This is a genomic window from uncultured Victivallis sp. (assembly GCA_944389935.1).
Lineage (GTDB): Bacteria > Verrucomicrobiota > Lentisphaeria > Victivallales > Victivallaceae > Victivallis.
Genome location: CALXOE010000019.1, coordinates 40,855 through 54,568 on the forward strand (window position 1 = coordinate 40,855; position 13,714 = coordinate 54,568).

Consider the following 13,714-nt stretch of genomic DNA (forward strand, 5'->3'; position numbering starts at 1 on the left):
CCGGACGGGGAACTGCGTACAGTGGTTTCCCGCCGGGTTTCAGCTGCAGCTTATGGCGACTTGAAAATAACAAGCCGGAAAATCCTCCGCCAGCCTTGACTTTGTGATAAGATTGTTCCATAGTATAGAAAAGACACAATGTAACTGGAGGAATTTTTGGAGCATTTAGGCTTTTTTGCTGTGACTCATGGTAAATTGGTGCAGGCGTGTACTGATTCATGAAAGCATCTTTCCGTCGAGAACGACTCTGAATATCGGAATTCCCGGTGCCGGTTCTATTCGCTTTCCGACCGGAAGATTTCGCCCGGTTCCCGGGGGGGCGACTCATCTTGCATTTGTCATACGGAAATCGTCTGCCCTCGTTCAAAATGTGAGAGGTGGAGCGGCTGTTTCCGCAGGGATGGGACAGGCGATTGTTCTGACGTTGAATTTCATGGAACTGGATGACACCAAGCCCGATCGGAAGCATAAAGGCGGTAACGACCGCCGGGAAACGGTGGATTTTTCTCTCGACTCCCTGATGCGCAGAATCCCCGGCGCTGCACATGGAGGGTCATAACAGGAGGTTTCAAAATCATTGGAAAAGATCATTTTTAAAACTCATCTGGATGTCGGTTTCACCGATTATGCGGCCCGCGTCGAAAGCCGTTATTTCCGGGATTTTCTGCGGCAGGCGGTTGCCACGGCCGACCATTTCCGCGAAAGCGGCAGCCCTTTCCGCTTCCGGTGGACGGTGGGGGCCTGGCTGATTCATGAGGCACTCGAACGGGCCGATTCCAGTGAACGGAAATTTCTGGAGGCGGCCATCGAACGCGGCGACCTGGTCTGGCATGCTCTGCCGTTCACGATGCACAGCGAAGCCGCCACGGCCGGACTGTTCCGGTACGCGCTGCGGTTTTCCGGCGATCTCGACCGCCGGTTCGGGCGGCATACCGTGGCGGCAAAATTGACCGATGTTCCCGGCCATACCCGCGGCATCGTCGCACCGCTGGCCGAAGCTGGCGTCAAATTGCTGCACATCGGAATCAATCCGGCGTCCGCCGCCTGCCGCGTCCCCCGCATTTTCCGCTGGAGAGACCGCCGCGGGAATGAGCTGCTCGTCGTCTATCAGCCCGATTACGGCACCCCGCTGGAAATTCCCGGGACGGAGATCGGATATCTGGTCTCCGTCAAAGGGGATAATCTGGGCGCGCAATCCGCCTCCGAGGTCGAGGCGCTGCTGCAGCTTCATCCCGGCGCGGTGTCGGCGACTTTCGACGATCTGGCCCGGGATCTTGAGCCGCTGCGCGAAACGCTGCCCGTCGTCGAGGCGGAACTCGGGGACAGCTGGATACACGGTATCGCTTCCGATCCGCGTAAATGCGCCGAATTCCGCGAACTGGCCCGGCTGCGCGAAGAACGACCCGCGATCGCGGAAAATCCCGTGTTCAACACCCGGCTTCTCCAGGTCGTCGAACACACCTGGGGGCTGGACGAAAAAACGCATTTCCCCGACCGCGACCATTGGGCGGCCGAAGAGATCGCTCCGCTGCTCGGACGAAAGCCGTGGCGGGCGTTTTCCGCCTCATGGCGGGAACAGAGGCGATATCTGACCTGTGCCGTGAACGCATTGCCTCCGGAGGTGCGGCAGCTCGCGGCGCGTCGTCTCCGGAATTTGCGTCCCCGCTTCTCCTCTTCGCGAAATTACACCTCCGAACGGGAGTTTGAGTGGGGCGGTTTTCACATCTGCATCGATCCGGAGACCGGCGCCTTGTCGACCCTTGAGACGGCAGAGGGAAAACTCGCGGACGGCCGCGGCGGCTGGTTCGGTTTTTCCGTTCAGAGTTTCGGTCAGGCCGAATTCCGCCGTTTTCGGGATAAATATCTGCGCTGTCAGCTGGATTGGGCGCTCTGCGATTTCGGCAAACCCGGCATGAAATTGAAACGCGGTCATCTGAACAGCGGATTCGAGCCCGCCGTGGCCGTTTCCCGGGTTCGTGATAAACTGCGTCTGGTCATCAGCGGACACCCCCGCGGCATCGGCGCACCGGAACTGGTCGAACTTGCGTTCGAGATCCCCGGGCGCGGTTCCCGGCTGGCCGCAGAACTGCGCTGGCGCGGCCGGTCGCCGGAACGACGGGCACACGCTTACTGGCTCGACTTCGTTCCGGCTCAACCCGCGGTCGGCATTTTCACCAAACTCGGCGAAACGATCGATCCGCGCGAAACGGTCTCCGGAGGCGGACGGATGCTGCACGCCATCGACGGAACCGTGCGTTTCCCGCAATGGTCCATCGAATCTCCCGATGCGCCGTTGTATGCGCCCGGTGAGCGCGCGCTGTGCGATTTCCCCGACCGGCTGCCCGATGGACGGGAGTTTCACTTCCTCCTTTACGACAATGTGTGGGGAACCAACTTCCCGATGTGGAATTGCGACGCAATGCGTTTCCGTTTTTACGTGAACGCCTCACCGGGTAAGTGAGCTGACAGAAAAGACGGGGGGCACTCCCTCGTCTTTTTTCACTCCCGAAGTTCCGCTCGAACGGGATTTCCCGGGAAAGAGCCGTTTCAGAAAAACGTCCACGGGGTGACGGTTTCTCCGGCATTGATCTTCCCGGCGATCCGCCCCGCGTCGAGAACCGCAAGGAGCCAGAAAATCCAGAACACCATCGGATGAATCGCAAAGACCAGAATCACCGTCACCAGCAGCAGAAGAGCTCCCTTGATGACCTGACCGTTGTACATCTGCCCGAGCCCGATCACCGGAAATGACAGCAGTTCCGCCAGCAGCGGCGATTTCTTCCGCGTCGGCTGCGGCGCAGGCGCAAACTGAGGCATTTGCGGCTGAGGCGGGGGAACAGACGATTCTGCCGGAGCCGGCGCTCCGCAGTTTGGACACTCGACCGCGCCGGGCGGCAGGGGGCTGTCGCAGTAAAGACAGTTCATTTTTCCTCTCTATTTTCCTGGAAACCGGGAATGTCCCCCCGCTGCGACGGCAGCCGCGGGCAGGACGTGCCGCTTTCCCGTTACCGCAGCTCCCGGATCAGGGCCTGGCGTTTGTTGTAAATCGCCAGCAGACGCCGGATTTGTTTTGCCGTGGCTTCCGCATCGGCCGCCTCCACGCTGCCGCGGAGCATCATGATGTTCGACTGCAGCTCCGCGTCTACCTCCTCCGAACCGCTGACGCTGTCGGAGGCGCAGGCCGCCGTGTCAAGCAGTTCCCGGCAGCTCTTGCCCAACTCCCGGTTGTCAGTGAAAAACTCCTCGTGATCGGAGTAGAGCGCCTGAAGATCGAGTTTGCTTTTCTTTCTGACCAGAAAACTGCCGCGATCGAGTCGATCCTGCGCAGCCGTGGCGTGATTCGCCCAGCCGAAACAGACATGCAGCACCAGCGCCGCGAACAGCCCGAGGAGTTCCAGCGAGAGCAGGAGAGTGGCGCTGGCATCCATCGCATAGGGGATCAGCATGAGCAGGCTGAATGCCATGTAGACGATACCGGTCATGACATTCCCGAGCCGGTAGAGATACGCCCGGTCGCCGTGATTTCCACCGATATCCATAAAGGAAAATCCCAGGCTGACTTCCGCCAGGAGGATCCCCAGCATGACATACCAGAACTCATATCCGCGCGCCGCACTCTCCACACTGAAGAATGCGATGGTCAGGGAAATCCCACACAGTAAGACGGTTAACACCGGCAAAAGAACTCTCGGACTGCTGAACATGGTGTATTCTCCCAGTTTTAATTCTGTTTACTTCCGCAATTCGGGCAGAATTTCGATTGAGGATCGACCTCTGCCCCGCATTCGGAACAGCACTTCTTCAGATGCGCTCCGCATTCGTTGCAGAATTTCGCCCCGCCAGGCAGAAGTTTGCCGCACTGAGGGCATTTGACCGGCATGGGTTTGCCGCAGGCGCGGCAGACGACCGCGTCCTCCGGGTTGTCCGCTCCGCATTCGGGGCAGCAGTAGAACACATCTCCGCAGTTCGGGCAGAATCTGGTCCCGGCCGGGCTCTGAGTTCCGCACTTGTCGCAGACGATCATCGAGGCAGCCGGTTTTCCCCCCAGGCTGTTGCCGCATTTCGGACAGAACGCGGCATCGGCGGCGACCTGTGCATTGCACTTCGGGCAGGGGATCGTGGACGCGACATTGATATTCTGCGCAAGTGAACCCATGGCGTTGCCCATCGGCATTCCCATGCCGACACCCATTCCCATTCCGAGTCCGGCAGCCATGACGCCGCCCCCGGCGCCCGGATTGCCGGCCGCGCTTTCGAGCGTATCGAACGAACGTTTCTGCTGATAGTTGAATCCGACGATGTCCATCTCGACTTTGGTCGCGAGGGCGTCCTTGAGCTTTCTGACCGCGGGATCGTTGTCATCCGTCGTGATGGAATTGACCGTGAAATTCACGGGACGGATGCCGTAATCTTTCAGAACTTCGGCAATATTGGCTTCCAGCGTATTGGAGATCTCATCGAGATACATCCCGATCTGCAGGACCGAAATCCCGTTGCGGACGACATATTTGGCAATCAGGTCCTTCGACTTGGTCAGGACGATGCCGCGGAAATATTCCGTGAGGGTTTTGGTGACGAATGCCGGGAGGGTTCCGACGAGTTTCAGCAGGAACTTCGAGGAGTCCTCCACCACCATGCCGTACTGCCCGAACGCGCGCAACGGCAACATGATGTGATATTTCGGATCCTCCACCTGAATGGGCGAACTGGTGCCCCAGCGGACGTCCAGCTTGAATGCTTTCTGGATGAACCAGACCTCCGCGGTGAACGGAGAGTTACCCGTAATTTTTTTGAGCAGCGTGGTCAATACCGGAAAATTCGCTGTGTTAAGCGTGTGTCTGCCCGAACCGATCGGGCCGATGATCTGCCCCTCTTTGAACAGAAACGCCTCCTGAGATTCCGAAACGATCAGCTGCGTTTTCGTCGAGAGCTCGCAACTGGGGAATTTCCAGGCGAAAACCCCGGGAGCAGCGTCCCATTTCACCACATCGATAACAGCCATATCCACTTCCCTCTGAATGTTGTTTGATCGTTATTTACTCGTTCGCTCGCTCACACTCACACTCTCTCCGGACCCGGCTTGCGGAAATAAGCTTTTCCGGTTTTTCCGTTCCGGATTCCGCTTCCCGATGGAAGAATTGCTCATAAAATATACTCGACTATAATATAGCATTTGATCGGATTATGACAAGCTGAAATGGTGAAAAATAACCTTTTTTTTATTTCGCAATTCCTGTGCAGGCGCGATTCCCGGCTCGCGGTCAATTTCCGCTTCCGGATTTGCTCCGATCGGTCGGATTCCGGTCGCATTGCCGCTGATTTTCCGGTATGACATGTTCGTTTTTTTTGCAGCTTCGGGAGCGAGGAAGATTCCCGGAAAGAAGCCGTTGTCAGGATGGATATCCCCGGCTTCCCGGAGATACAATCGTCGGCATCTGGCGTCGGACGGCTTCCCCGGCGACCCGGAAATCCGGAGAAAATGTTCGATTTTTACAGTGTGGTTGAAAAAATACAGCATTTCCGGGTTGTGTTGCCGCAGAGTCCGGAGTATAGTGTACCGTGTAACACGGGGCGGCGATTTTCCGGCCGCACCGGATAACCGACGGGCAGAGGGAGAGCGTTTTCTTGGAAAGTTTTGCGATTCATCGGCTGCTGGATGAACTGCTGGCAGCTCCGCCGCCTTTGACGGTGATCGCGGAAAGGGGGCGGGTCACGCTGCGATCGGAGTTCAATCCGCACATTCATGCCGGCTGGGAGTTGAAACTGCTTGCCGCGGGAGAACTCCATCTGGTTGTGCCTGGCATCCCGCACGAAACCACCGGAATCTGTCCGTTGAGTCTGGAAGCGGGGGCAGGGGTCTTGACGGTTCGTTCCTCGGGTCGTTACCTCCTCTTCAACCGTGTCGTGGACAGCCGGATCAATATTCTGCCGGAATTGTTCGCCCTGCTGGCGCGCACCCCGGCGGAGGAGGAGCGACTGCGCGGGCAGCTTCTTCGCACGTGTTTTGAGACGATCCGTTCTCAGATCGATCAACTCGAAGCTGCGCCGTCGGACTCCGGAGATCTGTACGCGCGTTCGATCGACTATCTGCGGCGAAACTATTACCGCCGAGAACTCGACGTAAGCGAGATCGCCGCTTTCGCCGGCGTCACGCCGCAGCATCTCAACCGGTTGTTCCGGCGCAACGGCGGCTTGAGCATCCGGAGGCAGCTCATCGCAATCCGACTCGAAAAGGCGCGTGAACTGCTCGAATCCGGAGAATATCTCGTCGCCGACGCGGCGCGCCTGACCGGATGGAGCTGCCCGTTCTATTTCTGCAATTCGTTCAAACGGCGGTATGGAGTTCCGCCCGTATCGGTGAGGGGATAAGTCGGGGGAGGGGGCGTCCCCCCAATGTCGTGTTTGCGGTTTTTCACTCAACTTGATTCTGCATAAGGAGGATGAATGATGGATTCCAGACGAATTGACGCCGTCCATGAAACCGTGTTCGAGGGGAGCCGGCCGTTCGGGTATTTCGGTTGGCCGACGGTCGCGAAACTCCCGGACGGAACGCTGGCCGTAGCCGCATCCGGTTTCCGCAGCAGTCACATCTGCCCGTTCGGAAAAACCGTGCTCTGGATGAGTTCCGATGAGGGGAGAAGCTGGAGCGATCCGGTTATTGTGAACGATTCCCCCGTCGATGACCGGGACGCCGGACTCTGCCCGCTGCCGGACGGGAGTCTGCTGGTGACTCACTTCGGTTCGGATACCCGCATCTACTATCCGACCGGCGCCGCCATGCCGGACCGTGCGGATTTCCGGCCGGTTCTCGACTCCTGGGAGGAGGATGTCGTTGCGCGCAACATCGGCAGTTTCCTGCGCCGCCGTCGGCCGGACGGACAGTTCGGTCCGCGAATTCCGGTCGCGGCAAGTTCGCCGCATGGTCCGACGCTGTTGCGTGACGGTTCCCTGCTTTACGTCGGCACCCGGTTCGGCGTCGCGCAGCCCGATGGTTCCCTCCGGTTTCGGATGGAGGATTTCTGCGGCGGAAACGAGGTCGTGCTCCGCAGCACGGACAACGGAGAACACTGGACGGAGCTTGCCGTGATCCCGGCACCGCTGCCCGGTACCCGCTTCTGCGAACCCCATTCGCTCGAACTGCCCGACGGCCGTATCATCTGTCAGCTCCGGCTGGAGGGGGAGGCGTATTTTTCAGTCTGGCAGAGCGAATCCTCCGACGGAGGGCGCACCTGGACGCCCGCCGTCCGGATCGCTCCCGGCAGCCCGCCGCATCTGATGCTGCACAGTTCGGGCGTTCTCATCTCCTCTTACGGCTGCCGCCGCGGCGGGTTCGGGCAGCGGGTCATGTTCAGTCGTGACGGCGGTCGGAGCTGGGATATCGACTGGATCCTGCGCGACGACGGACCTGCGGGCGATCTCGGCTATCCCTCCACGGTTGAATTGTCGGACGGGTCGCTGTACACGGTCTATTATCAGCAGCCCGCCCCCGGGGCGCAGTGTGCGGTGCTCGCCTCACGCTGGAGAGTGCCTGAGGCATAAAAGGCGGTCGGCTCACCGTCACCGGCCGGGACGGCGACCCATCCAGGTGTTGCGGATCGGGACAGAAGAATTTTTACGGAGCGGTTTCCCGGGTGGCGTTCGGGGTCGCTCCTCCCTGTGCGATCCGGAGGCGGCGTTCTTTCGACAAAGCTCTCATCAGGAAAAGCAGCAGAATCCCGTCTTTCCGCATATGCAACCCTTTCTGAAGATACGCTGCGGGAGGGGGGGACGGACCTGTCTGTGTCCGCTCCTGTTCCGACCGCAAAGTTTTCCTCTGCCTCTCTCGAAAGTGAATCGGATGATTCACTATTCTATAATATTATGGACAAAAATTGTGAAAAAGTCAAGAGCAAATCGATACTGAACTTGAAAATATTCGTATATGATCTGTTTTTCGCGCCTGCGATCCGGTTCGGCGGCATTCAGGCGTTGTTCTTTGCGGAATCCCGTATCGGGTCAGGTCTTCGACAATAGCCCGATTCGGGGTGCACTTGAGCCGGTCATGCCGCTTCATCAGCGGATCTCCTGAAATGTCCCTGCGCCGCCGGGGAACCGGAAAACCCGGTCCCCCGGTGTATCGATTAAAACCCCATTTTGTTCACGATATTCCCGAGCCCCTTGAAACTGCTCCCCGCATTCTTCCCGGCGATTTCCGACGCGAGCGCCTCGATGATTTCGGCGTTGCTGAGATTGGAATCCTCGAGATAGTAGAACTGCTGCCGCGTGTTCCGGAAGTCGCTCGGGGTCATCGTGTCGATGGAGAACAGCGCTTCGCGCTCTTTCCCGGAGAGTTCCGGCAGCCCGAACGGCCTGGTGAAGTAGGTCTTGTAGAAGATCTCCTTGCCCTCGTTGTTCAGGTAGTCGAAGTGGAGCCGGAAGCTGAACCGGCGCAGCGCCGCCTGATCGAGCCGCTGAATCAGGTTCGTTCCGACGATGAAAATCCCCCGGAAATGTTCCATTTCGGTCAGCAGCGTATTGACCTGGCTTACCTCCCAGCTGCGGATCGCGTTCTCCCGCGTGCTCAGAAGCGAATCGCCCTCGTCGATGAAGAGGATCTCCTGACTGAGTTCCGCCTCGGCGAACGCGGCGGCGATCCGCTGTTCGGTGGCTCCGACGTAGCAGTCGAGCAGGTCACTGGCGTTTTTGATGCAGAGTTTCCGGTCGAGCTGCTTGGCCAGATATTTCACAAACTCGGTTTTGCCTGAACCCGGAGCTCCGAAAAGCAGCAGATTCATGCGCGGCTGATCGCGTTCCTTCCCGATTTCGGAGATGCTGTTCAGGTATTTGCGGCACGCCTCGATCAGGCGCGGGAGTTTGATTCCGCTGCGGATGTTGAGCCCCTCGAGTGAATAGTCGCGGGCGGGCTCGAGCAGCTCCTCCGGAGCCTCCTGAATCCCCAGGAGCGAACAGTGCGCTTTGAGGAAAGTCATGAGCTCTTTCTCGAACGAACGGGACGGATCGGCTTTGCAGAGTGCGACCGCATTTTTCACCGAAATCGAGATCCCGCCGGGATTGACCGGATAACGACGGCTCAGCCGGGTCAGAAACTCTTCTCCGGGCCACGTCTGGCAGTTGTAGAATTTCAAGGCGTTCTCCCAGATATGACGGCGCGATCCTGCCGAGAGATCGTCGAAAAAGATGTTGTAGTCGAAACGGCGTCGGCTGCTCGGGTCGATCGCCTCCTGTTTGCTGTTGCAGATCCAGAGAATGACGTGGCGATTCTGATCGATGACGGTGTTGAGCTGTCCCTTGCTCTCGCCGTCACGTCCCGCGGCGATATTGCCTCCGAACAGGCGATAGAAAATTTCCCCGCCCATGCTGGTGTTTTCGACGAGTTTGTCGCACTCGTCGATGACGAGAATGCTGGTCGCGGGGTCGAGTTGCTTCTGTGCGACCGCGAGCGCAGCGTAACGGAACGCGGCGCTGTAACGCATATTGTGGCTGTCGTTATCGTTCTGGGCGATGAAGTAGAGTTCCTTGCCCATATCAGCGGCGAGACTTGCGGCGAAGCTGGTTTTGCCCGATCCCGGGACTCCGAAGAACAGCACCGAAAGTCCGGCGTCCGGCGATTTGGAGCGAATCATGTCTTTGAGTACGGCGCCGTTCTTCTCCGCGAGACGGCCGTGAAACTCCCAGGGAAGCACTTCACCGGAATATTTCGTCCAGAACCGTTCCGCCAGCGGTTTCGAGGAGATGCCGACCAGATAGGAGAGGAACGTCCGGTCCATGTCCATGTCCTCGTCGATGAGACCGTATTTGCGGATGTTATGGTCGTCGTTGAACAGTTCGGAGGCTTCGATCTCGGTGATATCCAGAATCCGGGCCATCGAACAGATTTTCTCGCCGGAATTGTAGTTGCCGACGTCAAAGTCTCCGAGGTTGATGAAGTTCGTTTCGGAGAGGAAAATGGTAATCAGCGCACGGATTTCAAGATCCGTGAGCGAAAAGAGTTCCTGCATTTCGTGGACCCGGGTCTCCAGAGCGGAGCGGCGACGATCGGTCTCCTCCAGAGCAGCTTTGTATTGTTTCGCTTTCCGCTGGTAGATCGAACTGGCTATCCGCCACATTTTCTTGCGGTGGACGATGTTTTTGCTCAGATAGGAGAGAATATCGTCCGGGTCATCCTCCCGGAGAATGGGCGGATTCCGATGGCGCGGCTGCTCCGCAAGAGCCTGGCGGTGTTCGGGCGAGATAATCCGGTCGTACAGGGAGGTAAGTTCTGCCACGGTCATGTATTGAGCCACAGCGCGGAACCAGTCGTTGTTGGAGCTGGTTTGTACGCCAATGGTCTTGAGGATATTCCCGATGTTGAGCACTGCATGATACGCCTTGAACAGGTCGACATCTTTTCCGAAGAGACGTTCCTGTTCGATGGCTGCTTCCTGATTTTCCGGCATAAGCAATTTTCCCCTGCTGGTTGTAAATTGATCGGTTTTCTCTGCGGTTGTGATGAATCCCAACAGAACCCAATAGAACTCCTGAAGATCGACATCTAATGTCCCGGACCCGACTTTGCTTCTTCTTTCCACTTCGTTTCCGGGTATTTGACTCCTGCCCCATTTTTATTTCTATTTTCGGGCGTCTTTATCTGCAATATAATACATTGAAATGAAAATGCAAGTGGTTTTTAAAATTTTTTAAATATTTTACTTTGAAATAGTTATAAAAAATATATTATAATTGATAATCATATAAATATGGTTTTTTAGTATTTTTATAAGTTTTGTATGAATTTTCTTTGGGCGGCTGCGGAAAACGACATGCCCCGGGAGGCGCGGGGAGGCGGCATGCCATTCCCTTGAAACTTCAAGCCGGAAAGAGTTGCGATTCAGGACTCAAACCGAAAAAAAACGGAAGATTTTCATTGCATAATTGCGAAAACCGGAGTATGTTAAACACTTGTATTGATGAGAAACGGTAACACAACCCCACGGTGAAACCCATATGAATTGTCTGCAACGCAAGTTCTCGGAGTCGCTGGTGATTTTCGACGGCGCGATCGGAACCGAGATCTATCGACGGAATTTTTTTGTAAATGCCTCATTTGAGCAACTTTCCGTCACAAATCCTGATGTGATCCTCGACATCCACCGCCGTTATCTGGAGGCGGGCGCCGAGGTGCTGACCACGAACACGTTCAACGCGAATGCGCGGAGGCTCGGGAAATTCGGTCTGGCCGATCAGACTGCCGCGATCAACCGCGCATCCGCCGAGCTCGCACGCCGCGCGATCGAAGAGGCCGGGCGAACCGGCGAGGTGCTCATCGCCGGTTCGGTCGGGCCGATCGGCGAACCGGAGTCCCCCGCCGACACGCGCAGCCGCGCCTCGCTGATTGTTGAACAGCTCGAAACCCTCGCGCCGGTGACGGATTTCATCATCTTTGAATCATTGCGGACCGTGATCGATCTCGCTTCCGCGCTCGAAGCGGTCAAGCAGTTCCCGGAACTGGTTTACGTGCTGAGTTTTGCCGTCGACCGCCACGCGGAGAATCACAGCGGCGAAGGGATCAGCGAATTCGAGAAACTCGTCGCGACGTTCCCGGGTCCGCGCCCGACCGCGATCGGATTGAACTGCGGCGGCGGGCCGGAGACGACGCTCGCCGAACTCGAAGTGCTCGTCAAGAAAACGAAACTGCCGATCGTCGTCCAGCCGAACGCGGGTCAGCCGCGCGGAGTCGACGGCCGCATGATCTACATGACCAGCGCCGAATATTTCAGCACTTACGCGAAACGGTACGCCAATCTCGGCGCGGCCGCCATCGGCGGCTGCTGCGGCATCACGCCCGGTCACATCCGCGAACTCGCGCGCACGATCAAGCCGCTCATGCGCGCCGAGAAACAGGAGTTGCCGAAGATCGAAGTCGCGGGGGAGGAGCTTCCTCCGCCCGTTCCCATTGCCGAACGTTCACGTCTCGGGGCGAAACTTGCGGCAGGCGAATTCGTCACCTCGGTCGAGATCACGCCGCCGCGCGGATTCGATCTTGCTGCCACGGTCGAGGGGGCGCGCAAATGCTTTGAGGCGGGGGTGGATGTCGTGAATCTGCCGGACGGTCCGCGCGCATCCGCACGTATCTCGCCCGTCGCCGCCGCGATTGCGATTCAGCAGCAGGTCGGCATCGAAGCGGTGCTGCACTGCTGCTGTCGCGACAAGAGCGTGATCGGACTCCAGGCGGATCTGCTCGGCTGTGCGGGGATGGGGATTCACAACATCCTCTTCATCACCGGAGATCCCCCGAAGCTCGGGGATTACCCGTTCAGTTCCGGCGTGTTCGACGTCGATTCGATCGGACTGGTGAAAATTCAGGCCCGCATGAATCGCGGCGTCGATCTCGGCGGAAAACCGCTGAATGCGCCGACCCGGGCGCTCATCGGCGTCGGCGCCGATCCGAGCGCGATCGACCTTGATCGGGAGTACCGCCGACTCTGTGAGAAAGTCGAGGCTGGTGCGGATTTCATCATCACGCAGCCGGTTTTTGCGCCCGAGGCGCTCTTCGCGTTCCTCGACCGTATCGAGCACCTTAAGACGCCGCTCATCGCCGGGATCTGGCCGCTTACGAGCTACCGCAACGCCGAGTTCATGAAAAACGAAGTGCCCGGCGTGGTTGTTCCGGACTCGATCATGCAGCGGATGGCCGCCTCCAGGAGCCGCGAAGAGCAGCGTGACACCGGCATCGAAATCGCGCGTGAGAGCGTCGAAGCGATCCGCAGCCGCGTTCAGGGGATTCAGGTCAGCGCGCCGTTCGGCAATGTCGGACTTGCGCTGCGGGTTCTGGAAAAGTGATCCGGCCATGCGGCTGCTTGTCTACAACATCGCCTATGGGACGGGTTGTCCCGGCGGTGAAGCCAGGCGATTGCTGAGCATTCACCGTTATCTGCGTGCGAGCCGCGCTCCGTTCCGGGGAATCACCGGACTTGTGAGGGAGCTGAATCCGGACGTCGTCGGGCTGGTGGAGGCCGATTCCGGCAGTTGGCGCACCGCCGGAATCAGCCATCCGGAGTTCGTGGCGAGAATGTTGTACGAAGTGACGGGGGAGCTTCCGGACGCGGGGTCGAAATACGGCCCGGATTCGATCCTCAGCCGCATTCCGTATTTGCGCAGCCAGACCAATGCGCTTCTGGGGCGGTCCGGCGCGGAAGTCAAAAGACACTATTTCCCGTGCGGCACGAAAAAGCTGATCCTTGAACGCGAATGCGACGGCATCACGGTCTTTCTCGTGCATCTCGGGCTGAGAGCGCGCACACGCGCGCGCCAGATCGCGTTTCTGCGTGAATTTCTACCGAAAGGGCGTCCGGTTGTCCTGACGGGAGATTTCAATACGTTCGGGGGGGAGCCGGAACTCGATGAACTCAAATCCGCCCTCGGACTCCGGAATGCGAATCCGACCGGAGCGGCGACCTATCCCGCATGGAAACCGCTGAAGCAGCTCGATTACATTCTGGTTTCTCCGCAGATCAGGGTCGACCGCTTTGAAGTTGTTCCGGTGCTCTACTCGGATCATCTGCCGCTCGTGGCGGATCTTTCGCTATAAAAAAAGATGACTCCCGGAAGAGAGTCATCTGGTCATTTCGGTGTTGTCTCCTGTTATTTTCCCGGCCCCTCCGAGAGGCGGTACTGGTACATTTCGGAGCTGACCTTGCGGGCCGCATCGACCATTTCGCGGTATGGTGTGTCGGTC

General features: G+C 58.2%; 9 protein-coding genes. 5 read left to right on the top strand and 4 right to left on the bottom strand.

Features of this window, described 5'->3' with window-relative positions:
- Positions 1 to 577: 577 nt before the first annotated feature.
- Complete coding sequence (locus tag Q0J85_RS07645; RefSeq protein WP_294479924.1) at positions 578 to 2,461, top strand: DUF5054 domain-containing protein; 1,884 nt, start codon at positions 578 to 580, stop codon at positions 2,459 to 2,461.
- Positions 2,462 to 2,547: 86 nt separating this feature from the next.
- On the opposite strand, the gene Q0J85_RS07650 is transcribed toward Q0J85_RS07645, so the two are convergent.
- The 3 genes from Q0J85_RS07650 to Q0J85_RS07660 all read right to left on the bottom strand — a co-directional run bounded on the left by Q0J85_RS07650 (position 2,548) and on the right by Q0J85_RS07660 (position 5,002).
- Complete coding sequence (locus tag Q0J85_RS07650) at positions 2,548 to 2,925, bottom strand: hypothetical protein (RefSeq protein ID WP_294479926.1); 378 nt, start codon at positions 2,923 to 2,925, stop codon at positions 2,548 to 2,550.
- An 80-nt stretch (positions 2,926 to 3,005) separates the two neighbouring features.
- Entirely contained in the window at positions 3,006 to 3,704 is a 699-nt protein-coding gene (locus Q0J85_RS07655; protein ID WP_294479928.1) for a hypothetical protein, read from the bottom strand.
- 17 nt (positions 3,705 to 3,721) lie between these two features.
- Positions 3,722 to 5,002, bottom strand: coding sequence for an SPFH domain-containing protein (locus Q0J85_RS07660; RefSeq protein ID WP_294479932.1), 1,281 nt, complete (start codon positions 5,000 to 5,002; stop codon positions 3,722 to 3,724).
- Positions 5,003 to 5,625: 623 nt separating this feature from the next.
- Here Q0J85_RS07660 and Q0J85_RS07665 point away from each other — a divergent pair.
- Entirely contained in the window at positions 5,626 to 6,369 is a 744-nt protein-coding gene (locus tag Q0J85_RS07665) for an AraC family transcriptional regulator (protein WP_294479935.1), read from the top strand.
- 75 nt (positions 6,370 to 6,444) lie between these two features.
- The gene (locus Q0J85_RS07670; RefSeq protein WP_294479936.1) at positions 6,445 to 7,539 is read left to right on the top strand and encodes a sialidase family protein; all 1,095 of its coding nucleotides are present in this window, start codon (positions 6,445 to 6,447) and stop codon (positions 7,537 to 7,539) included.
- Positions 7,540 to 8,120: 581 nt separating this feature from the next.
- Here the strand turns inward: Q0J85_RS07670 and Q0J85_RS07675 are convergent.
- Positions 8,121 to 10,436, bottom strand: a complete 2,316-nt coding sequence (locus tag Q0J85_RS07675; RefSeq protein ID WP_294479940.1) for an ATP-binding protein — start codon at positions 10,434 to 10,436, stop codon at positions 8,121 to 8,123.
- 547 nt (positions 10,437 to 10,983) lie between these two features.
- Here Q0J85_RS07675 and Q0J85_RS07680 point away from each other — a divergent pair.
- Both Q0J85_RS07680 and Q0J85_RS07685 read left to right on the top strand, forming a co-directional pair.
- Positions 10,984 to 12,819, top strand: a complete 1,836-nt coding sequence (locus Q0J85_RS07680; RefSeq protein ID WP_294479942.1) for a bifunctional homocysteine S-methyltransferase/methylenetetrahydrofolate reductase — start codon at positions 10,984 to 10,986, stop codon at positions 12,817 to 12,819.
- Between the two features lie 7 nt (positions 12,820 to 12,826).
- Entirely contained in the window at positions 12,827 to 13,567 is a 741-nt protein-coding gene (locus Q0J85_RS07685; protein WP_294479944.1) for an endonuclease/exonuclease/phosphatase family protein, read from the top strand.
- Positions 13,568 to 13,714: the final 147 nt, after the last annotated feature.